We start from the raw sequence: 20734 nt of genomic DNA on the forward strand, positions 1-20734 counted from the left end.
AAAAACTTCATGCAGATCGCGCGGTGCGACGTTGAAAGTGCGAAAACGCCTTGGATGGCTTCGATGATCGTACAATCAAAGCGAGCAAAGCCATATTGATGCGCTGCGGCGCCAACTCTTCGCCTTTTTTTCGGCAGAGTCGCAGCGCCTGCTGGTTGCATGTCGAGCGCATCGTTCAACACCAATTCCACGTCCGCCGAGAGTGCTGCGGAACTCGAAGATGACGCGGGCATGGAGCATACGCGGCGGACGCTGCTGCTCGGCGCGCTTGCGACCACCGCTTGTCTCGGCTGCTCCGTGCCGGCGCGTGCAGGCGAGGATCCGCCCGGCTCCGACGAACGGCCGCAGAAGGGCGATCTGCTCGTCTTCTCCGAAGGCGAGCAGGAGGGGAAAATCATCACCGCGGCCGATCTGAAGGCCGGCGGTCCGCCGCTCCATGCCTGGCCGAAGGATCCCAACACATCGGTGGTGCGCAGCGCCTCGCGGCTCAACGAGATCCTGATCATCAAGCTCGATCCCGCCGACCTCGACGAGAAGACCCGCGCGCGCGCCGTCGACGGCATCGTCGCCTATTCCGCGATCTGCTCGCATGCGGGCTGCCCCGTCACCGCCTGGGTGAAGAGCGATGTCGGCGACAAGGAGGTGTTCAAATGCATGTGCCACAACTCCGAATTCGATCCGCGCGCCGGCGCACAAGTCGTGTTCGGACCGGCGCCGCGACGGCTCGCCGCGCTGCCGCTGGCGCTGGCTGACGGTTCGCTCAGCGTCGCCGGCAATTTCATGGGAAAGGTAGGTGGCGCGCAGCCAGGATGATGGACGGTTGCGGGCCGGGCCCGCGTCACGAAAGGCCGCATCCGCCAACGGCGGACGAGGGACGACAAGAATTCACAACAAGAATTCAAAACGGATGAAAAAGGGGAACGTCCATGAAAACGTCCATGACCAGGAAGCAATGGTTACTGTCCGGCTTCGTCGCCTTCACGTGTCTTGCATCCACTGCCGCCGTGTCCGGCCCGATCGAGAATTATTCTCCGGTCACCGCACAGCGATTGGAGAATCCGGAGCCGAACAACTGGATGCTCTACCGGCGTACCTATGACGGGCACGGCTACAGTCCGCTCGACCAGATCAACACCTCGAACGTGAAGAACCTCACGCCGGTCTGGACCTTTGCCACCGGCGTGGTCGAAGGCCATCAGGCGCCGCCGATCGTCAACAATGGCGCGATGTTCGTGACGACCCCAATGGGTCAGGTGATCGCTCTGAACGCGAAGACCGGCGACGAATACTGGCGCTACAAGCGGCAGCTCCCTGACGATCTATTTCAGCTGCATCCGACCAACCGGGGCGTCGGCCTGTGGGAGGACAAGCTCTACCTCGCCACCACGGACGACCACGTGGTCGCGCTCGATGCCAAGACCGGCAAAGTGGTTTGGGATACCAAGGTGCAGGACTACAGGAAGGGCCAGTACTTGACGCTGATGCCGTTGATCGTCGACGGCAAGGTCATCGTCGGCGGGTCCGGCGGCGAGTTCGGCGTACGCGGCTATGTCGTGGCCTATGATGCCAAGGACGGCAAGGAGCTGTGGCGGACCTACACCATCCCCGGCGAAGGCGAGCCCGGTCACGACACCTGGCAGGGCGACGACTGGAAGAACGGCGGTGGTTCGGCCTGGATGACGGGCAATTACGACAAGGAGACCAGGACGATCTATTGGGGCATCGGCAACGCGGCGCCATGGCCCGGCGAAACCCATCCCGGCGACAACCTCTACACCGCATCGGTGCTCGCGCTCGATCCCGACACCGGCAAGATCAAGACCTATTTCCAGTACCACCAGAACGATTCCTGGGATTGGGACGAGGTCGAGGCGCCGATGCTGATCGATCTGCAACGCAACGGCCGCACCATCAAGAGCCTGGTCCATCCGGGACGCGACGCGATCTTCTGGGTGCTGGAGCGGACGCCGACCAAGATCAACTATGTCGCCGGTTGGCCGTTCGTCTATACCGACGTCTGGAAGGGCATCGACGAGACCGGCAAGCCGATCGTGGACCCAGCGCACAAGCCGGTGATCGGCAAGCGCGTCGAGTTCTGTCCGTCGCTGTGGGGCGGCAAGGATTGGCCGTCGGCCGCCTATAGCCAGAGGACCGGCCTCGTCTACGTGCCTGCCAACGAGAATTTCTGCGGCGGATTCACCGGCGAGAAGGTACCGCTCAAGCCGGGCGAGCTATGGCTCGGCACCAAGCCGGAAGACATCGGCCTGAAGACGAGGCCGGGCGCGGATCATTTCGGCGAGCTCCAGGCCTGGGATCCCTCCACGGGCAAGAAGGTGTGGCAGCACAACTTCCCCAAGTCGCAACTGTTCGGATCGGTCACGGCGACGGCGGGCGATCTCGTCTTCGTCGGCGGCACCAACGACCGCAACTTCCGAGCCTTCCACGCCAAGACTGGCGAACTCCTGTGGGAGCAGAAGACCAATTCCGGCATCGTCGGCATGCCGGTGTCCTACGAGATCGACGGCACGCAGTACATCGCGATCCAGTCGGGCTGGGGCGTGGACGCGCAGCGCATCCAGGATGCGCTGGTGACCAACAATATCGGCATCGAAGCCAATGTGCCCCAAGGCGGCGTCGTCTGGGTGTTCGCGCTGAAGAAATAGCTCCGCGGGCGGATCGAAAGTAGCGGAGCAGCAAGGGGGGTGGTGAATGCGGCGGACGGCAACGTCCGCCGCATTCTCGCTTGTGTGGTGGCGGGCCGAGAACGTCCCCTTTTCCCCTTGTGGCAGTAGCTGGCGATGCGCAGTCGTCAAACCGCTACTTGCCGACGCGCTCGACCTTGTCCTTTTCCTTCTGGTTCATCTCACGAATCTTGGGATCCTGGTTGTGCTGTCCCGTCGTCTGCGTGGTCGAAGCGGGTGGGGCATTGGCGTTGGGAAGCGAAGTCTGGTCCGGCGTGGTGGGGCGTGTCGCGGTTGCCGGCGGAGTCGTGCTGCTCTGCGCGAACACTCCGGTGGTGGTCAAAAGAAAGGCGCCCGACAGCAAGACTGCGAGCGCCCTTGAGATGTTGGTCATCGATCTGCTCCTTTCAGATCGATGAGAACGGCGCGAGGCCGCTTGTGTTCCGTCTCACGCCTCCAATTGCTTGCCGATCGGAAGTGAGCGTATGCGCTTTCCCGTCGCAGCGAAGATCGCGTTCATCAGGGCCGGCGCGAACGGGGGAACACCGGGTTCGCCGACGCCGCTTGGCGGCGTGTCGGGCCCCGGCGGCACGATGTAGACGTTGGTCACCGCAGGAGATTCGTCGATCGTGACGACCCGGAAGTCGTCAAAATTCTTCTGCTGCACCTTGCCGTCCTTGAAGGTGATCTCGCCGTATTTGGCGAGACTGAGGCCCATGATCGCCGCGCCCTCGATCTGCGAGGCGATGCGCTCGGGGTTGACGTAGGTGCCGCAATCGATCGCGGTGTCGACCCGCGGCACCGTCAGCTTGCCCTTGTCGTCGACGGCGACCTCGACGATGGTCGCGATGTAACTGACGAAGCTGCGGTGCACGGCGATGCCGAGACCGTGGCCCTTCGGTACCTTGCGACCCCACTCGCCTTTCTCCGCAACCAGCTCGACCACCTTGCGCAGGCGCGCGGTATCGATCGGGTAGCTGTCTTGGGGCTCGCCATAGTTCCAGAGATCCTTCACGTTCGGCTTGACGATGCGGGGCGAGCCGATCAGCTCGAGCAGCATGTCTTTCTGGTCCCGGCCGGTCGCCTGCGCGATCTCGCCGACCATCGATTGCACCGCGAACGCCCGTGGGATGTTCGAGACCGAGCGGAACCAGCCGATGCGGGTGTGAGCGGCCGCTTCCGGATTCTCGCAGGAGATGTTGGCGATCTCGAACGGCAGGTCGACGAGGCCCATGCCGATCTCGAACGGGGCCTGATGCACGGCGCCGGCGGCAAAGGTCGAGGCGATGCTGGGAGCCACGCTGCGGTGGCGCCAGGCGATCACTTTGCCGCTCTTGTCGAGGCCGGCCTCGATCCGCTCGACCGAGACGGTGTGCAGGAAGCCATTGTGAATGTCGTCTTCCCGCGTCCACTGCACCTTCACCGGCGCGCCGAGCTCCTTCGACAGCAAGGCGGCTTCGAGCGCGAAGTCGCATTTCGACTTGCGTCCGAACCCGCCGCCCAGCAGCGTGACGTTGACGGTGACGTTGCCTTCGGGGATGCCGAGCGTCTTGGCGACATCCTCGCGGGTGCCGCCGGGGCTCTGCACTGGCGCCCAGATATCCGCCTTGTCGCCCTTGACGTCGGCGACCGCGACCGGCGGCTCCATGGCGACATGGGCGAGATGCGGGAGGTAGTACTCGCCGACGATGACCTTGTCGGCGCTCTTCAACGCACCGTCCGCATCGCCCTCCTTGCGCAGCACGAGGCCCGGCTTGCGTGAGGCCTCCTCGAGCTCCTTGCGATAGGCAACCGAGTCGTATTTGGCGTTGGGGCCGTCGTCCCACACCAGCTTCAGCGCATCGCGGCCCTTGATCGCCGCGCCGGTGTTGCGCGCGATCACGGCGACGCCGCCGAGAGGCTGGAACTTCGATGGCCACGGCCAGCCGCGCACCTGCATCACCTTCTCGACGCCGGGGACCTTCAGCGCCGCCTCCGGATCGAACGAGACCAGCTTGCCGCCCGTCACCGGCGGCCGCGCGATCACGGCATATTTCATATTGGGCAAGCGGACGTCCGCGCCGTAACGCGCCTTGCCGGTCGTGATATCGTGCAGATCGACCATGCCGATCTGGCCCTTGCCGAGGTAGCGGAAATCCTTGGGATTCTTCAGCTTGAGGCCTTCGATAGCAGGCACCGATTCCTTGGCGGCATCCGCTGCGAGTTCGCCGAAGCCGAGCTTGCGGCCGCTGGCGCTGTGGACGACCTCATGATTGACCGCCTTGACCTCGGTCGCCGGCACGCCCCAGCGCTTCGCCGCGGCCTGCTCCAGCATGGTGCGGGCGGAGGCGCCGATCTGGCGCATCGGCATCAAATAGTGCCGTGTGCTGCGCGAGCCGTCAGTGTCCTGGTTGCCGAACTTGACCTCGTCGCCATGGGCTTGCTGCACCTTGACCCTGTTCCAGTCGGCTTCCATCTCCTCGGCCACGATCAGCGGCAGGCTGGTGCGCACGCCGGTGCCCATTTCCGAACGGTGCCCGACGATGGTGACGATGCCGTCCGGGGCGACCGAAACGAACACGCGTGGATCGACCACGACACCGTGGGGCATCTGGCCGGCGCCGGTCTCATAGGCCAACGCCTGCCGCGACATCACGGGGGCGGCGAGGACGAAGCCGCCGGTGACGCCGAGCCCCTTCAGGATGCTGCGGCGCGAGACCTTCTCGACCCTGATATGCTTCTCGAAGCCGCGAAGCTTGCGGGGACTGTCGATGAAATTCATGTCACACTCCCGTCGATGCGAGATGGACGGCGTTTTCGATGCGCTGATAGCAACCGCAGCGGCAGATGTTGCCGGACATCGCCTCGCGGATCTGGTCGTGCGAGGGTTTGGGATTTTCGATCAAGAGGGCTGCGGCCTGCATGATCTGGCCGGCCTGGCAGAAGCCGCATTGGGGCACGTTGACCTGGCGCCAGGCCTTCTGCACCGGGTGATCGCCGTTGGGGTGCAATCCCTCGATCGTGGTGACCTCCCGTCCGGCGACGTCGTTCACCGACGTGACGCAAGCCCGTACGGCCTGCTTGTCGACGATGACGGTGCAGGCGCCGCACAGGGCCTGGCCGCAGCCGTATTTGGTGCCGGTCAGCCCGGCCTCGTCACGCAGGAACCAGAGTAGCGGGAGATCCGGGTCGCCGTCCCAGCTCTGTTCCTGGCCGTTGATCTTCACCTTGATCATGATCGTCCCTCGCTCTTCATAAGCATGCCAAATTCAAAGCTCGCCGACGCCGGTAGGCGACGGTTCACGCATCGTCTCGCCGCACTCTGCCGTTGTCCCGCGCGGGCAAATCCCGGAGGGGGCAGAAATGTCAATGGCGATGTCTGGATGTGCTCGATACCTCCCGTCTTGTTCTTGATTGATTGTATTCGCGTGGCATCGTGACGCAGCAATCGTAACAGAGATCGCTCCGTCCCGGCGTTCACAGCCGAGTGTTCTCACCGGGAAAAGATTGCATCGATGGTTTGTCAAAAGCAGGGCGCGGTCATCGCGCAGCGCGCCTGTTCAACCGCCCGACGCAAAAAAGCTTCGTCCGCCAGGAAGACTGCGCGGACGAAGCAGGATGCCTCAGTCGAGGGAGGGAGAAACGCAAGCACCGCGAGCTTCAAGCCGGAAGCGGGCGGTCCTGCGCAGTCATTCAGAGACCAGGACTGAGGAACTGACGGCGCTCATTCACGTGTGGCGCAGAAAAGGCGGCATCGCCGCGCTGGTCCCAGGAGGGGGACCGGCCCGGATTGGTGGGCGCGGCAGGCGCCAGCGAGCAGAGGGGGGCCGGCGAAGGGTTCGGCGGCCCCGCTCAAGAGGCTTTCTCAGGCGGCCTTGGCTTTCGCCACATGGGTTGCGATCGCGTCCATCAGCGCCGGCGACAGGCAGTCATAGGGCTCGAGCCCGATCTCCTTCAGCCGCGAACGGATACCGGCCATCTGCTCCGGCTTCACGCCGGATTCGATGACCGAGGAGACGAAGGCGGCGAATTGCGGCGCCTGCGAGCCCTGCTCCTGGAACAATTCGGGGTGGATGAAGTCGAGGCCGTAGAACGGATGGCCCTTGTTCTCGATGCGGCCGTACATGTGCGTGCCGCAGGCCTTGCAGGCATGGCGCTGGATCACCGCGGAGGGATCGACGATCTGGAGCTTGTCGCCGTTCTCCAGCACGGTGACGTTCTGCCGCGGCACCACGGCGACGACGGAGAAGGTCGCGCCTTGCGGCTTCCAGCACTTGGTGCAGCCACAGGCGTGGTTGTGGGCGACGTCGCCCTTGATGCCGACCTTCACCGGGTGGTCGCTGCATTTGCAGACGAGCGTGCCGCCGGCGAAGCTGCCGCTGCCCTGCTTGAGGCCCTTGTCGATCGATGGATGGAGTGCAACAGTCATGGGTCGATCCTCCTTGGTGTGATGGCTGCGAGCTAGAACACGACGACGGAACGGATGGATTTGCCCTCGTGCATGAGGTCAAAGCCCTTGTTGATCTCCTCGAGCTTGAGCACGTGGGTGATCATCGGATCGATCTGGATCTTTCCGGTCATGTACCAGTCGACGATCTTCGGCACGTCGGTGCGGCCGCGCGCGCCGCCGAAGGCGGTGCCGCGCCAGTTGCGCCCGGTGACGAGCTGGAATGGACGGGTGGCGATTTCCTTGCCGGCTTCAGCGACGCCGATGATGATCGAGGTGCCCCAGCCGCGATGGCAGGCTTCCAGCGCCTGGCGCATCACGGTTGTATTGCCGGTGCAGTCGAAGGTGTAGTCGGCTCCGCCGTCGGTGAGGCCGACGAGGTGCTGAACGATGTCGCCGGTGACCTTCTTCGGGTTGACGAAGTGGGTCATGCCGAACCGCTTGCCCCACTCCTCCTTGGAATCGTTGATGTCGACGCCGATGATCTTGTCGGCGCCGGCCATCTTGGCGCCCTGGATCACGTTGAGGCCGATGCCGCCGAGACCGAACACGACCACGTTGTCGCCGGGTTCGACCTTGGCGGTGTTGACCACTGCGCCGACGCCGGTCGTGACGCCGCAGCCGATGTAGCAGCTCTTGTCGAACGGTGCGTCCTCGCGGATCTTGGCGACCGCGATCTCCGGCAACACGGTGAAGTTCGAGAAGGTCGAGCAACCCATGTAGTGGTAGATCGGCTTGCCCTTGTAGGAGAAACGGCTGGTGCCGTCGGGCATCACGCCCTTGCCCTGCGTCGCACGGATCGCGGTGCAGAGATTGGTCTTCCGGCTGAGGCAGCTTTTGCACTGCCGGCATTCCGGCGTGTAAAGCGGGATGACGTGATCGCCCGGCTTGACCGAGGTCACGCCCGGCCCGATCTCGCGGATGATGCCCGCCCCCTCATGGCCCAGGATCGACGGGAAAATCCCCTCGCTGTCGAAGCCGTCGAGCGTGTAGGCGTCGGTATGGCAGATGCCCGTCGCCTTGATCTCGACCAGGACTTCGCCGGTCTTCGGGCCTTCCAGATCGACCTCGACGATTTCGAGCGGTTTCTTGGCCTCGAAAGCGACGGCGGCACGTGTCTTCATCGTCAAACTCCTCAAATTCTCGTAGGACGCCAAGAGGTAGTCTCGGCAGTCCTCGCAGCGTTCATTACTTGCCCATGCAGGCGTCTTCCGCCTTGGTATAGGCCTCTGTCTTCTCCTCCTTCTTGGAGGGACGTTGCCGGCCCCATGCTTCCGTGGAGCGGGCACGCAGATAGACGTAGAGATCGTCCATGTAGCAGGCCACGTTCGGATTGTCGCCGAAGGCCGGCATGACGTTTTCCTGCGCCGTCGAGATGTTCTTCCGACCGGAGGCGACCACGCCGAGGAAGTCGCCATAGCTCATGGACTTGACGGAATCCTTCAGCGCCGGCGCGTAGGTGGAGCCCATGCCGTCCGGACCGTGGCAGACGTGGCAGTCGGAGTGATAGCGGCGGTATCCGGAATAGGTGAACCAGTCGACGGTGCCGTCCGCCGAAATCTTGTAGGTCGGAATTCCATCCTTATCGAGCCATTTTCCGTCGTCTTCCTTCTTCACCGCGGCCGGGTCTCCCGGACCGTCCGCGGCCGCAATCCCGCCGGACGCAACGAAGATCATCGCAGCAATGACAGAGCAAATTTTACGCAAGAGATTGTCCTCGAAGGCGTTCGGTGGAGACGAGCCGGCGCGTGGGGGTGATCCACGCGCCGGAGCGATGCTGAGCGAGGCCTAGTTCGGCAGCGAGAACACGGTCAGCGTACCGCCGAGCGCCGTGTAATTGCTGAGGGCCGCGTAGCCGCCGACGGCGCCGAGACCTGCGGTCGGATCGGTCAGACCTGCCGCCAGCCCGATGCCGGCCCAGCCACCGACGCCGGAGAGCACGGCAACGTACTGCTTGCCGTTGTTCTCATAGGTGGTGACGTTGCCGATGATGCCGGAGGGAGTCTTGAACTTGTAGAGCTCCTTGCCGGACTTGGCGTCGACCGCCTTCAGGTAGCCTTCGAGCGTGCCGTAGAACACCACGCCGCCTGCCGTTGCGAGCGCACCCGACCAGACCGAGAACTGCTCCTTGTTCGACCAGACGATCTTGCCGGTCTTGTTGTCCCAGGCGATGAAGTTGCCCATGTGGGTTTCACCCTGGGGCGGGTACATCGAGAGCGTCGCGCCCACGTACGGCTGGCCCGCGGTGTAGCTCACCTTGAACGGCTCGTAGTCCATGCAGACGTGGTTGGTCGGAACGTAGAACAGCTGCGTGTCCGGCGAGTAGGCCGCCGGCTGCTGGTCCTTGGTGCCGAGCGCGGCCGGGCAGATGCCCTTGGTGTTCTTGTCCTCGCCGCCGTGCTCGGTCGAGTATTGCGCGACGACCTTGGGACGGCCGTAGGTCGGCGAGTTCTTGTCCATGTCGACGCCGCTGGTCCAGTTCACCTTCGGGTCATACTTCTCGGCAACCAGCAATTCGCCGGACTCGCGGTCCATGGTGTAGGCGAGACCGTTGCGGTCGAAGTGCGTCAGCAGCTTACGGTTCTGACCGTTGATCTGCTGGTCGCTGAGGATCATTTCGTTGACGCCGTCATAGTCCCATTCGTCATGGGGCGTCATCTGGTAGACCCACTTCGCCATGCCGGTGTCGGCATCGCGCGCGAAGATCGTCATCGACCACTTGTTGTCGCCGGGACGCTGCTTCGGGTTCCAGGTCGAAGGATTGCCCGACCCGTAATAGACGAGGTTCAGAGCGGGATCGTAGGAGATCCAGCCCCAGGTGCAGCCGCCGCCGATCTTCCACTGATCGCCCTGCCAGGTCTTCACCGAAGAGTCCGGGCCGACCGGCTTGCCGAGCGCCATCGTCTTGACGGGATCGACCTTGACCTGATCGTCCGGGCCCACGGAATAGGCGCGCCAGGCCTGCTTGCCGGACTTGAGGTCGTAGGCGGTGACATGGCATTGCACGCCGAACTCGCCGCCGGAAATGCCGACCAAGACCTTGTCCTTGACGACCAGGGCCGCCGAAGTGCCGGTCTCGCCCTTTGCCGGATTGCCGTTGGTGGTCGACCACGCGACCTGACCGGTCTTGGCGTCGAGCGCGACCAGGTTGGTATCGGCCTGATGCAGGATGATCTTGCCGTCGCCGTAAGCCAGGCCGCGATTGACAGTGTCGCAGCACATCACGGGGATGACGTTGGGATCCTGCTTCGGCTCGTACTTCCAGACGATCTTGTTCTCCTGCGAAAGGTCCATAGCGTAGACCTTGTTCGGGAACGGGGTGTGGACGTACATCATGTTGCCGATGATCAGTGGCCCGCCTTCATGGCCGCGCAGCACGCCGGTCGAGAAGGTCCAGGCGACCTGGAGCTTGCCCACGTTTTGCGCGTTGATCTGGTTCAGCTTGGAATAGCGGGTGTTGGCGTAGTCGCCCGCCGGCATCACCCAGTCCTTTGGGTTCTGCGACATCTTGATCAGCTCGTCATTGGCTGAAGCGCTGCCGACGGCGAGAGCCGCCGCCGAACCAAGACAGGTCGCCAGTAGCACCTTGCGCATAGTCATTCCTCCGTTGGTCTCGTTTATTGTTTCCGAAGCATTGCTCAACCGCCGGGCTTCTCGTCCGGCGTCTGCTCGTGCAGGGCGGTCACGATTGGGACCAGAAACGATGCTGGGCTGTTTCCTCCTCCTGATGAGAGCCACGGGTCCACGTGCAGGAGCGGCCCGTTCTTGTTGTTCCTGCCGCAATCCCTAACGGCTTCGCCATCGGGAAACTTGCCCAAGAGAGAAGCCGGTTTGCTCGACAGCGCACGGGGGCAAAGATTTTGATTTTGCAGTAGCGAATTCAGTCGTTTCCGCGCCGCGTCGGGCCGCGCCCGCCGCTCAGGTTCCCCTTGACGGCGCTGCAACTAAGGCGGAGGATTGAGCTTCAGGGCGGCAATGGAACGGTGGCGCTTGTTCCACAAGATCGCTCAAGTTCGAGGTAAACGCTGACGCAATCACGGCTGAGGGCTCCAGCAGCGCTGGTCGCGATTCGCATCCACTCTCCGGATCAAAAACCAGTGGCTGGATAAATGTCCGACACCATTCACACGCTCTCGACGGCCGGAATGACGCCGAAGCGGCAGATCCAGAGCTGGATCGATGGGCTGACGAGCCTGTGTGGGCATTTCGACGTCGATCCGCTGGAGGCGTCCTCGCTGGAAGGCCGCATCGACTACACCAGCGTCTCTCGCCTGAAGCTCTGCCAGATCGAGGTGAGCCAGCATCGCATCGCGCACACGCTGGCGCGCGCCAAGGCGAACGAGCACCCCTACATCAAGATCCACTTCCAGACCTACGGGGTGTCCTACTTCGAACAAGAAGGCCGCCACATTGAAATCAACCCCGGAGACATCATCGCCTATGACGTCTCCTGCCCGCATTCGATCATCAGCCCGGCCTTCACGCGTCACGACGTGGTGATCGTGCCGAAGGCACTGCTGCGCGACCGCGGATTCCCATCGCAGCGGATGCAAGCCTGCAAGCTGTCGTCGAAGACGGGTACGGGGCGGATCGCCCATGATTTCGTCCACGCGACCTTCGACGAGGCGGCAAAGCTGTCGGCGAACAGCGCGGTCGGCGTCGCCGATTCGCTGATCGACCTGTTGTTGCTGCCGCTGCGCGAGGCCGACACGATGTTCGATCGTGTCGGGCCCGAGGCGATGTATGTGCGCGCACAGTTCTTCATCCGCGAGCATCTGCGCGATCCGGATCTGTGCATCGACCAGATCTCGGCCGAGCTCGGCTGCTCCAAGCGCTACCTGCACATGCTGTTCTCCGAGCGCGGCACCACGGTGAGCGACTACATCTGGCAAGCGCGGTTGCAGAACTGCCGCCAGGAACTCGAGGCTCACGCCGGCAAGACCATCACCGACGTGGCGTTCTCCTGGGGCTTCTCCAGCTCATCGCATTTCAGCCGCGTGTTCCGCAAATATTTCGGCGTGGTGCCGTCCTCGATCCACAAGGCGCATCATTCCGCGGGTGCGGACAAGCACTGATCGCGCCGGCATTGGCCGGGCCTGTTCGTGTTCTCCCGCCGATCGATCGGCCGCCTCACAGCGCCAGAGCGACCCTGCCGAAGGCTCTGACCAGCGCGCCTTCCAGCTTTCCGTCCATGTTGCAGAGGATCTTGTACGCGTCCGGGTAGGACATGGGCGGCTTGTAGGCCCTGCGTTCGATCAGGGCCGTGAAGATGTCCGAGATGGTCAGCAGTCTGGTCAGGTCGGAAATCTCGTGACCGGCGAGCCCGTCGGGATAGCCGGAGCCATCGAGGAGTTCGTGGTGGTGCCTGACGCAGTCCAGCAGCTCCGCAGTGACGCCCGGATTGTCCTTCAACGCCTCGTAACCGACGACCGGATGCGTTCGTATGATCTTCTCTTCGTCCGGGTCGAGACGGCCCGGCTTGTCGAGGATCGACAGGGGAATGTTCGCCTTGCCGATGTCATGGAGAGTCGCCGCCATTCCGAGCCGCTTCACGTCGCGCTCGGCGAAGCGAAGGGCGGAGGAAAAGCCGACCGCCAACCCGGTGACCAGCAGGCAGTGCTGGAACGTGCCCTCGTGGTGGCGCCGGACGTCCTCCAGCCACGGGCTGAGGCCGGTTTTCTCGATGCCGTTGATGATCCGCACAGTGACGGTCTCGGCATCTGCGATGTCGATCGGCCGACCGCTTCGCATGGCGGAGAACATCGATGCGAAGGCTGCCGCGCTCTCGGTGCTATCAGGAACGGCAGATGGCGGAGCGGCGGATGCGGCCTTGGCGGTCGCTTCGATCTGCGACAGCTTCTGAACGATTTCGCGCGGCCGGGAAACGATCGCCGTCGCGCCCAGCGCGCGCGCCTGCGTGACGAGATGGTGAATGTGCTTCGGGACGACGAACAGGCGGTCTCGAACGGTGCCGAGCTTCTGCAGGACGTCCTTGATGTGCTGAATGCTCACGAGCTTGCGCAGATCGGCGTCGAACATGAGCACGGCGCAATTGCCCCGCATCTCCGTGTCGCCGCTGCCGAGAACCCGCGGCACGACCACGTGATGCGGCTCCAGCATCTGGCGGGCGCTCGCAACCTTTCCGGGTTCGTCGGTGATGAAATCAACGTACATAAGATGATCTGGTCGATGGTATCGCAACGGCTCGACCCGCCGAGTATGTGGGGGCGACGCCCGGCAAAGATGCAAATGATCCGTTCTCGCTGATTGGGAGGCGAGCCGGCCATATGGATGTTGCAGGACTTTGGCCGGCCATCCGCGAAGTCCGGGTTAATCCGATCCGAGAAAGTCGGCCCTATCTCGACAATGATCGCGACGAATTCTGACGGCCCGTTGCAAAGCCGCGGCTTACCGGCGCTTAACCAAAATTGTACGGCTGTACTATGCAGCTTCCGATCGTCAAGCGCGGCAAACGGCATCGCGCGCGGACCGGTGTTGATCTCACCTCGGCGGGGATCCTCCTCCCGGTATCGGCGAGATTGAGGGCTCGTGCGGGCGGTCGACGGGGGAGGCCGGCCCGTCGGCACACTCCGCGATGCCGCTGTCGTCCGTGAGCTCGGTCGGCGCGTCGTCGGCGGCTGCGATCAACGAGGAATCGCGGCAGCGGCCGATATTGCGGCGATCGCCGCCGATCGGGCCGTGACAGTCCGCTGCGCCGCCGCCGCCATCGTCTCCGTCAGGCCGGCTCGAGTCCGAGCGATTTTGCGCTCTCGATCCAGATCGGCAGCTCGCGCTGGTACAGCGCGTTGGTTTCCTTGAAGCCGATTGCAGGTTCGAGCACGAATGTCGCCAGAACCTCCTTCACCTTCGGATCGTTGTTGGCGGCAACGCAGAGCTCGGCCAGGCGATCGACCACCGGCTGCGGCGTCGCCTTCGGCAGGGCCCAACCGGTGAACCCGCTCACGGTGAAGAATTTCGAGGTGGCGCCCTGCTCGGGAAGCGTCTTGATGGCCGGGATTGCGTCGACCTTCTTCGAATGCACGGCGAAGACTGTGCCGCGGTCACTTTGCAGGACCGACTGCGCGGCCGTGTAGCTTCCCATGGCGGCGTCGAGCGTGCCTTCCAGCATTCCCGTCCACATCGGCGCTTCACCGCGATAGTGGACCGGCTCGATATTGAGGCCGTACTGCTTGTTGAGCTCGTTGATCGTCATGTGGGGGGCCGAGCCCGCGCTGTAGGTGCCGAAGTTCACCTTGCCGCTCTTGCGCGCGAAGGCGACGAAATCCTCCAGCGTCTTGACCCCGGTTTTCGGGTTCGCCACCAGCAGCAGGCCTGCACCCGGAATGACGCTGACCAGCGTCAGATCCTTGTCCATGTCGTAGCCGGGATTTTTCATGACCACCCGGTTCATGATGTAGGTGGTCGAGATCGAGCACAGGATGGTGTGGCCGTCCGGCTCGGCGCGGGCGACCTCCGCCGTGCCGATCGCGCCGGAGGCCCCGGGCTTGTTCTCGACGACGACGGTCTTGCCGACCTGCTTGGAGATGAATTCGCCATAGGCGCGCGCGAGCAGGTCGGTCTGCCCGCCGGCGGGATAGCTGCAAACCATGCGGATTTGCCGCGACGGCCAAGCGCCTTGCGCGGAGGCGTTGCGCAGGACGAACGGCATCGCCAGTGCAGTGGTACCGGCGGCGATGAAGTGGCGGCGATCGAGCTTGGCGGACATGATTCTCTCCCGTATTTTTGCGGAACCTACTGCATAAGGCTTGCGCGGGGCATGGTCGGCAGGCGAGACAGATTGGCGCATCAGCTCCATCTGCCGTTCCAGGATGCGTGCGCGGCGCGCAGGGAGTTCGTGCCCGGACTCAGCGCAACGCGACTTCAGCGGTGCGCTGCTGCGCCCGAGCCTTGGCCGAAGCGAACTGTCTGGCGTGCCGGATCCCGGCTCCGCGGAGCGTCACGGCGTGCCGCGCCGCGCCCGGGATGAGAGAGCCCTTCCAATCACCGCTGAATGATTTTCGTCCAGACGTCGCCCAGAATCGCTGGCTCCCGCGGCGGCAGATAAGTGAGGCCGGCCTGTTTGCCGAATTCGGCGATTTTGCCTTCGGCGGCAAGCTGGCCGAGCGCCTTGTTGACGGCCTCGATCAGCGCGCCATCGCTGGCTAGCCCGACATAGCCGCGATTGGCTCCGATCGGGTAGTAATAGCCGGACGCCGTGATCGCCGTGTCCGGGTGGGCGGCGCGATGGGCGTCGAACCGGGCGAGATCGATCAGCGTCGCGTCATGGTCGCCGCGCTGGAGCGCGCCGAGGAGGTCGTCGCGGCCGGGGACGAGATGGGTGATGCTGTCGATCAGGCGGCCCTTGTCGAAGGTCATCAGGATGGCGTCGCCGAGCGACCCGCTTTCGATCACGAGACGGAGGCCGGCGAGATCGCCGATGTCGCCGATCTTGCGGCCACGGGCCTTCGGCCCGAGTACCACCGTCATCGGCGAATAGACGTAAGGCTGGCTCGGCGCGAGCACGCCCAGCGGGACGCGGCGCCGCCGGTCGTCGCGCGTGGCGCCGGCGAAATCCGGCAAGCGCGCCGTCTTCATGCCGGGGACGACGAGCGAATCCTGCGTCAGCGCGTAGCCGCCGACCAGCGAGCAGCGTCCATCCGAGAGCAGCGCGTTGGCCTCGAGCTGCGGGCTCGCATCCTCGTCCAGCTTGCTCTCGAACCACTGGATCGTCAGCGGCCGTCCGAGCCGCTCCGCGATCGCCTTGGCCAGCAGCACGTCGAAGCCTGCATCCGGCTTGCCGCGCTGATGCACCGACAGCGGCGGCCGGTCCTCGTCGAGACATATCTTCAGGGGATCGTCGGCCGCAAGAGCGGCCGACGCCATCGTGGCAAGCGCGGCTGCAACGCTCCAGGCAGTGAATCGGCTACTCATGGCTTCCTCCGACTGGATATGAAGGCCCAGAGATCGCCGATCTGGTCGTCGCTGAGGATGTCGCCCCAGGGCGGCATCTTGTTGTTCTTGCCGTTCTTGACCGTGGTGACGAAGCGCGTCTCGTCGTCGGGGATGGCGCGCAGGTCGGGCGTGATGGTGCCCGAGTTCATCAGATTGGGCCCGTGGCAGTGTGAGCATTTCTCGGCATAGGTCGACTTGCCGTGGTCGATCCGCGCTTGCAGTGGATTGCCGCTTGCGTCGTCCGCGGCGCGAACGGTCGCCGCAAGCGCGACCGTCAGCACCGCGACGGTGGCGATCGTCGCCACCGTCCTGTGTGATACTTCTCTCAGCATCGTGCCGTGTTTACTGCTTGACCGCAAAGACCCACAGCGAGCCGCCGGGCGGCACCTTGGCAAGCCGCTCGTCGCCGGAGAACAGCGAGTAGACGCCGCCATAGCCGCTCGTCACCGCAACATACTGCACGCCGTCCTGCTGCCAGGTCACCGGCTGTCCCTCGATGCCGGACCCGGTCTGGAACTGCCAGAGCTTCTTGCCGGTGTCGGCGTCGAAGGCCTCGAACTCGCCGGTCAGCGCGCCCGTGAACACGACGCCGCCTGCGGTCGACAGCACGCCCGAGAAGCGCGGAATGTCGCTCGGCGCCTCCCATTTCGACTTGCCGGTCATGGGGTCGATGGCCTTGAGGTGGCCGCGCGGTCCGTCTCCGAACTCCCAGGGATCGGTCAGGTCCATGCCGAGATACCATTCACCCTGCTTGAAGGTGACGGGCTCCGCCTTGTACTTGCCGCCGAAGTTGAGCGTGTTGGCATAGGCGAGGCCGGTCTGCGGATTGAACGACATCGGCTCCCAGTTCTTGCCGCCGAGGATCGACGGATAGACCGTCACCTTCTTGCCCTCGCGCGCGTCCTTCGAAACGTCGGTCTCGAGCGGACGTCCGGTCTTCATGTCGATCCCTGTCGCCCAGTTGACCTTCACGTACGGATTGGCTGCGAGCAGCTTGCCGTTGGTGCGGTCGAGCACGTAGAAGAAGCCGTTGCGGTTGGCGTTCATCAGCGTCTTGGTCGGCTTGCCCTCGACGTTCACATCGGCGAGCACCATCTCCGCCACGGCGTCGTAGTCGAACGGATTGTTCGGCGAGAACTGGTAGTGCCACTTGATCTTGCCGGTCTTGGGGTCCAACGCCAGCACGGAGCAGGTGTAGAGATTGTCGCCGGGACGCACCGCCGAATTGAACGGACCGGGATTGCCGGTGCCCCAATAGACCGTGTTCAGCTCCGGGTCATAAGAACCCGTGATCCAGGTCGAGCCGCCGCCGAGCTTCCAGGTGTCGCCCTTCCAGGTGTCGCCGCCGGGCTCGTCCGGCGAGGGGATCGAGTGGGTGCGCCAGAGGCGCTTGCCCGTCGCCGGGTCCCAGCCGTCGATGAAGCCGCGGGTGCCGAACTCGGCGCCGGAGACGCCGGTGATGACGACGCCGTCGGCAACCAGCGGGGCCACCGTCATCGAATAGCCTTCCTTGATGTCGGCTGCCTTCTGCCGCCACAGCTCCTTGCCGTTCTTCGCGTCGATTGCAATCACATGGGCATCGAGCGTCGTGCGGAACAATTTGCCTTCATGGATCGCGACGCCGCGGTTGATGATGCCGCAACAGACGATTCTCGGCGTCTCGGCGGGATACTCGATCTTGCTCTTCCAGATCTGCTTGCCGGTCTTGGCATCGACTGCCATGGTGGCATTGTGCGAGGTCACGTAGATGACGCCCTGATAGACAATGGGCTGCGATTCCTCGCTACGATCGTCATTGAAGCTGTAATTCCAGATCGGGACGAGGTTCTTGACCGTGTCCTTGTTGATCTGGTTCAGCGTCGAGAAGCGCTGGAGATGATAGCCCATTCCGTAATTGAGAACGTTCGACGTGTCGGTCGCACCCTTGACCAGCTGCTCGGTGGTTTGTGCATTTGCACAGGTTGACGCAAGCATGACGAGGCCTGCGGCCATCGCAAAGCGTTTCATCCGTTCCTCCCAATATGCGCGCCTTTTGACGCTGCGACTGCAACACTCCGCCTGAAAGCAAAACACGTCAATACGAAAGTCGTAAGTGCCGTGCCGATATCGCTGGCGTGGTGCCGGTCACCTTACGGAGACCTTACGCAGGCAGCTGCACTTGTGCGGAGACGCTGAGAAGTTCCGCGGTGCAAAGCAGTCCCGGGCGGCGCAAGTCGCCGGGCGGCACGGCCGGGTCTTCCGGGTTGTCGCGCGCACAAGTTGCAAGTCGGGACTTGAACCAAGGTCCGCTTGCGGATTTATGTCGTTTCTGCCCCCGTCGATTCGGGGCTCTTCGTCAGGGAGGTCCAGATGATTTCGCGTCGTTCAATTGCCCTAGCGCTTACGATTGCATTGTCCGCCGGTCCGGCGTGGTCCGCCTCCGGCAACGCGGTCAAGTCGTTCGACACCGACAGTGACGGCACGCTCGATCTTGCCGAGGTGAAGAAGGCGGCCGCCGCAATGTTCGCAAAGCTCGATCCCGATCGAGACGGCACGCTTGATGCGCGCGAGTTGCGCGGACGGCTATCGGCGAAAGAGCTCGCTGCCGCCGATCCCGACCGCGACGGGACTCTCACGCTCGATGAATATCTGTCCGTGGTCGAGCAGCGATTCAACGCAGCGAATCCCGACAAGGACGGAACGCTTGATGCGAAGGAGCTGAACTCGCGCACCGGCCGTGCCCTGCTGCGATTGTTGCGGTGAGCACCGCAATCGGAACCGACGTGACGATGGCCGCATCTGCGATCATTCTGGCCTGACGCTCGGGAACATCGGGCTGCTCGGCCTGTTTTCTCCGCAACGTCCTGCCTGGCGCCGGGGCTGCGCGGCGGGAGAAGAGGAGATGCAGATGAACACGAAACGTTCCGTTCTTGCTGCCTGCGCCATCCTGACATTAAGCGCCGGCGTCGCCGTCGCCGGCCCGTGCAACACTGGCAGCGCCAGCACCGACAAGGATGCTGGCTCTGGTCCTGTGACCGTGGGCTCCGCGCAATCGCACTCGTCCAGTTCAACGAGTGACGCTGGCCAGCATCCGCCGACCAGCACGATGAATCGTGCAAGCGGTGAAACGCCGGCTTCGTCCGAAGATGCGCAGCGGCAAATGCAGAGCGAGCCGACGGCGGCTCAGCGCGCCGAAGGTGCCAAGCCGAATGCCGTAACGGCCGACAAGGGCTGCTGACGGCGCCGTTCTGTCGTTTCCGATTCGACGCGCGGTGCGTTGCACAAGCTGGTGTCGCGTTGGTCGTATTGACCAAGAGAGAACTGGCTTTGTCCGAGAGAGAAATGTTGCCGCGAAGAATCGACACAGACGCGCTAAGCGGTCGAATCGAGGCTTGAACTGCACTTGGCGCAGCCCTAGGTTTTGGCCCGCGCGATGTCGCGCTCAGTACCTTGGGAGACCCGAATGGCTTGGAAAGCTCCGAAGATCGTGGAAGTGCCGGTCGGCATGGAAATCAACATGTACGCCTGCGCTTCGCGCAAATAAGGCCGACGACCTGCCGCGGCTTCCTTGGCAAACGCCGCCGAAGCCGTGGCAGTGTCGGATCAGGGCCTCCCGTCGTTGAGCCTCGCACTCTACTGCTGAAACGAAGCTGCGAGCCGTTTCAATCCTCTCGATGAAAATCCAGATCGCGATTTGCGGCTGTGTGTTACGCTGATGCCTCCTCAGCGCCGCATCAGGTGGCGCACGCCTTCGGGGGTATGGGATGCGCGGCGGGGCTGGCAAGTTCGGGTTGGCGGTCGCATGCATGGCCGTGCTGGCACCAGCATGCGGCAGCGCCGAGGGCTTCGATACCGAGCACATCTTCGGCTTCATGATCGGCACCGATGTCGGCAATGTCGGCGAGCGCGAATTCCAGATCGAGACGACGGGGCGCTTCGGCAAAGGCGGGGTAACCTATCGCGCCCTCTCGCACGAGGTCGAGATCGAGGTGGTGCCACTGCCGAACTTTCGCATCGAGATCGGCGGCACCGCCAGCTTGCACGACATCACCGGCGTCCCTGAAATCGACGATCGCCGCCAGTTCAACTTCCAGGGCGCTTCGCTCGACCTGCGCTATCGCCTGCTCGACCGGGAGCGCGCGCCGTTTGGCGTCACCGTCGCCGCCGAGTTGCATGGCGAGCGCATCGACGAGACCAGCGGCGCCAAAGGGCGAATGTATGGCACTGAATTCACGCTGGCTTTCGACCGCGAGCTGGTTCCGAATTTCGTCATCGGTGCGCTCAATCTGATCTATCAGCCGGAATGGGCGCGCCTCGAGATGGCTGGGCAGTCCGAGAAGAGCTCGACGGTCGGCGCGGCGTTTGCCGGCCTGGTGCGCGTACGACCGAATCTTCTGCTCGGCGGGGAGATGCGCTATTTCAGGCAGTATGAGGGAATCGGCCTCGGTCAGTTCTCAGGGCAGGCCCTGTTCGCCGGCCCCACCGCCTACTTCCAGATCTCGGAGCGTTCGCGGCTGACCATGAGCTGGAGCATGCAAGCTTGGGGACGTCCAGCCGGATCGAGGGCCAATCTCGACCTCGTCAATTTCGAGCGGCATCAGGCACGTCTGGTATTTGGAGTTAACTTCTAGGACGGGATCTTTGATCTTCCCCCGATAAAGTGGACGGGTTAAGCGGCTTTTAGCTCCATCTCGAT

19 protein-coding genes are annotated in these 20734 nt (G+C 63.6%); 7 read left to right on the forward strand and 12 right to left on the reverse strand.

The genetic code is table 11. The features are described from left to right. The first annotated feature begins 159 nt into the window (after nucleotides 1-159). The gene (locus AX729_RS36770) at nucleotides 160-813 is read left to right on the forward strand and encodes a Rieske 2Fe-2S domain-containing protein (protein ID WP_061029642.1); all 654 of its coding nucleotides are present in this window, start codon (nucleotides 160-162) and stop codon (nucleotides 811-813) included. Between the two features lie 125 nt (nucleotides 814-938). Next, a complete protein-coding gene (locus AX729_RS36775) occupies nucleotides 939-2663 on the forward strand; it encodes a methanol/ethanol family PQQ-dependent dehydrogenase (protein ID WP_156457410.1) in 1725 nt (574 codons plus the stop codon). A 154-nt stretch (nucleotides 2664-2817) separates the two neighbouring features. Here the strand turns inward: AX729_RS36775 and AX729_RS36780 are convergent, their stop codons facing one another. The 7 genes from AX729_RS36780 to xoxF5 form a co-directional block, all read right to left on the reverse strand. Continuing rightward, the gene (locus AX729_RS36780) at nucleotides 2818-3075 is read right to left on the reverse strand and encodes a hypothetical protein (RefSeq protein WP_061029646.1); all 258 of its coding nucleotides are present in this window, start codon (nucleotides 3073-3075) and stop codon (nucleotides 2818-2820) included. A 54-nt stretch (nucleotides 3076-3129) separates the two neighbouring features. Beyond that, a complete protein-coding gene (locus AX729_RS36785) occupies nucleotides 3130-5442 on the reverse strand; it encodes a xanthine dehydrogenase family protein molybdopterin-binding subunit (RefSeq protein WP_061029648.1) in 2313 nt (770 codons plus the stop codon). Nucleotide 5443: 1 nt separating this feature from the next. Continuing rightward, on the reverse strand, nucleotides 5444-5896 hold the full coding sequence (locus tag AX729_RS36790) for a (2Fe-2S)-binding protein (RefSeq protein WP_061029649.1): 453 nt from the start codon (nucleotides 5894-5896) through the stop codon (nucleotides 5444-5446). A 629-nt stretch (nucleotides 5897-6525) separates the two neighbouring features. Continuing rightward, entirely contained in the window at nucleotides 6526-7089 is a 564-nt protein-coding gene (gfa, locus tag AX729_RS36795; RefSeq protein ID WP_061029651.1) for an S-(hydroxymethyl)glutathione synthase, read from the reverse strand. Between the two features lie 32 nt (nucleotides 7090-7121). Further along, the gene (locus AX729_RS36800) at nucleotides 7122-8231 is read right to left on the reverse strand and encodes an S-(hydroxymethyl)glutathione dehydrogenase/class III alcohol dehydrogenase (protein ID WP_061029653.1); all 1110 of its coding nucleotides are present in this window, start codon (nucleotides 8229-8231) and stop codon (nucleotides 7122-7124) included. A gap of 64 nt (nucleotides 8232-8295) precedes the next feature. After that, nucleotides 8296-8784 (reverse strand): c-type cytochrome, methanol metabolism-related, encoded by a 489-nt coding sequence (locus tag AX729_RS36805; protein ID WP_061029655.1) that lies wholly within the window; start codon nucleotides 8782-8784, stop codon nucleotides 8296-8298. 111 nt (nucleotides 8785-8895) lie between these two features. Further along, nucleotides 8896-10701 (reverse strand): lanthanide-dependent methanol dehydrogenase XoxF5, encoded by a 1806-nt coding sequence (gene xoxF5, locus AX729_RS36810; RefSeq protein WP_061029657.1) that lies wholly within the window; start codon nucleotides 10699-10701, stop codon nucleotides 8896-8898. 515 nt (nucleotides 10702-11216) lie between these two features. Between xoxF5 and AX729_RS36815 the strand changes: the two genes are divergently transcribed. Next, nucleotides 11217-12182: a helix-turn-helix domain-containing protein gene (locus AX729_RS36815; protein ID WP_061029659.1), complete on the forward strand. Its 966-nt coding sequence runs from the start codon at nucleotides 11217-11219 to the stop codon at nucleotides 12180-12182. Between the two features lie 55 nt (nucleotides 12183-12237). On the opposite strand, the gene AX729_RS36820 is transcribed toward AX729_RS36815, so the two are convergent. From AX729_RS36820 to AX729_RS36840, 5 genes are all read right to left on the reverse strand, one after another. Further along, nucleotides 12238-13281, reverse strand: coding sequence for an HD-GYP domain-containing protein (locus tag AX729_RS36820; protein WP_061029661.1), 1044 nt, complete (start codon nucleotides 13279-13281; stop codon nucleotides 12238-12240). A 562-nt stretch (nucleotides 13282-13843) separates the two neighbouring features. Continuing rightward, a complete protein-coding gene (locus AX729_RS36825) occupies nucleotides 13844-14833 on the reverse strand; it encodes a Bug family tripartite tricarboxylate transporter substrate binding protein (protein ID WP_061029663.1) in 990 nt (329 codons plus the stop codon). A gap of 275 nt (nucleotides 14834-15108) precedes the next feature. Beyond that, nucleotides 15109-16038, reverse strand: a complete 930-nt coding sequence (locus AX729_RS36830) for a substrate-binding periplasmic protein (RefSeq protein WP_061029664.1) — start codon at nucleotides 16036-16038, stop codon at nucleotides 15109-15111. After that, nucleotides 16035-16391: a c-type cytochrome gene (locus tag AX729_RS36835; RefSeq protein WP_061029666.1), complete on the reverse strand. Its 357-nt coding sequence runs from the start codon at nucleotides 16389-16391 to the stop codon at nucleotides 16035-16037. Before AX729_RS36835 ends, AX729_RS36830 begins: the two co-directional genes overlap by 4 nt. Before the next feature lie 10 nt (nucleotides 16392-16401). Further along, nucleotides 16402-18066 (reverse strand): methanol/ethanol family PQQ-dependent dehydrogenase, encoded by a 1665-nt coding sequence (locus tag AX729_RS36840; protein ID WP_061029668.1) that lies wholly within the window; start codon nucleotides 18064-18066, stop codon nucleotides 16402-16404. Nucleotides 18067-18408: 342 nt separating this feature from the next. On the opposite strand from AX729_RS36840, the gene lanM reads away from it, so the two are divergent. The 4 genes from lanM (at nucleotide 18409) to AX729_RS36860 (ending at nucleotide 20669) form a co-directional block, all read left to right on the forward strand. Beyond that, on the forward strand, nucleotides 18409-18801 hold the full coding sequence (gene lanM, locus AX729_RS36845; protein ID WP_061029676.1) for a lanmodulin LanM: 393 nt from the start codon (nucleotides 18409-18411) through the stop codon (nucleotides 18799-18801). 139 nt (nucleotides 18802-18940) lie between these two features. Beyond that, on the forward strand, nucleotides 18941-19276 hold the full coding sequence (locus AX729_RS36850; RefSeq protein WP_061029670.1) for a hypothetical protein: 336 nt from the start codon (nucleotides 18941-18943) through the stop codon (nucleotides 19274-19276). A gap of 225 nt (nucleotides 19277-19501) precedes the next feature. Beyond that, a complete protein-coding gene (gene pqqA / locus AX729_RS36855; protein WP_008562446.1) occupies nucleotides 19502-19582 on the forward strand; it encodes a pyrroloquinoline quinone precursor peptide PqqA in 81 nt (26 codons plus the stop codon). A gap of 262 nt (nucleotides 19583-19844) precedes the next feature. Further along, nucleotides 19845-20669 (forward strand): DUF6662 family protein, encoded by an 825-nt coding sequence (locus tag AX729_RS36860; protein ID WP_245325521.1) that lies wholly within the window; start codon nucleotides 19845-19847, stop codon nucleotides 20667-20669. The last annotated feature ends 65 nt before the right edge of the window (nucleotides 20670-20734 follow it).

Source organism: Bradyrhizobium sp. CCH5-F6 (assembly GCF_001556045.1).
Lineage (GTDB): Bacteria > Pseudomonadota > Alphaproteobacteria > Rhizobiales > Xanthobacteraceae > Bradyrhizobium.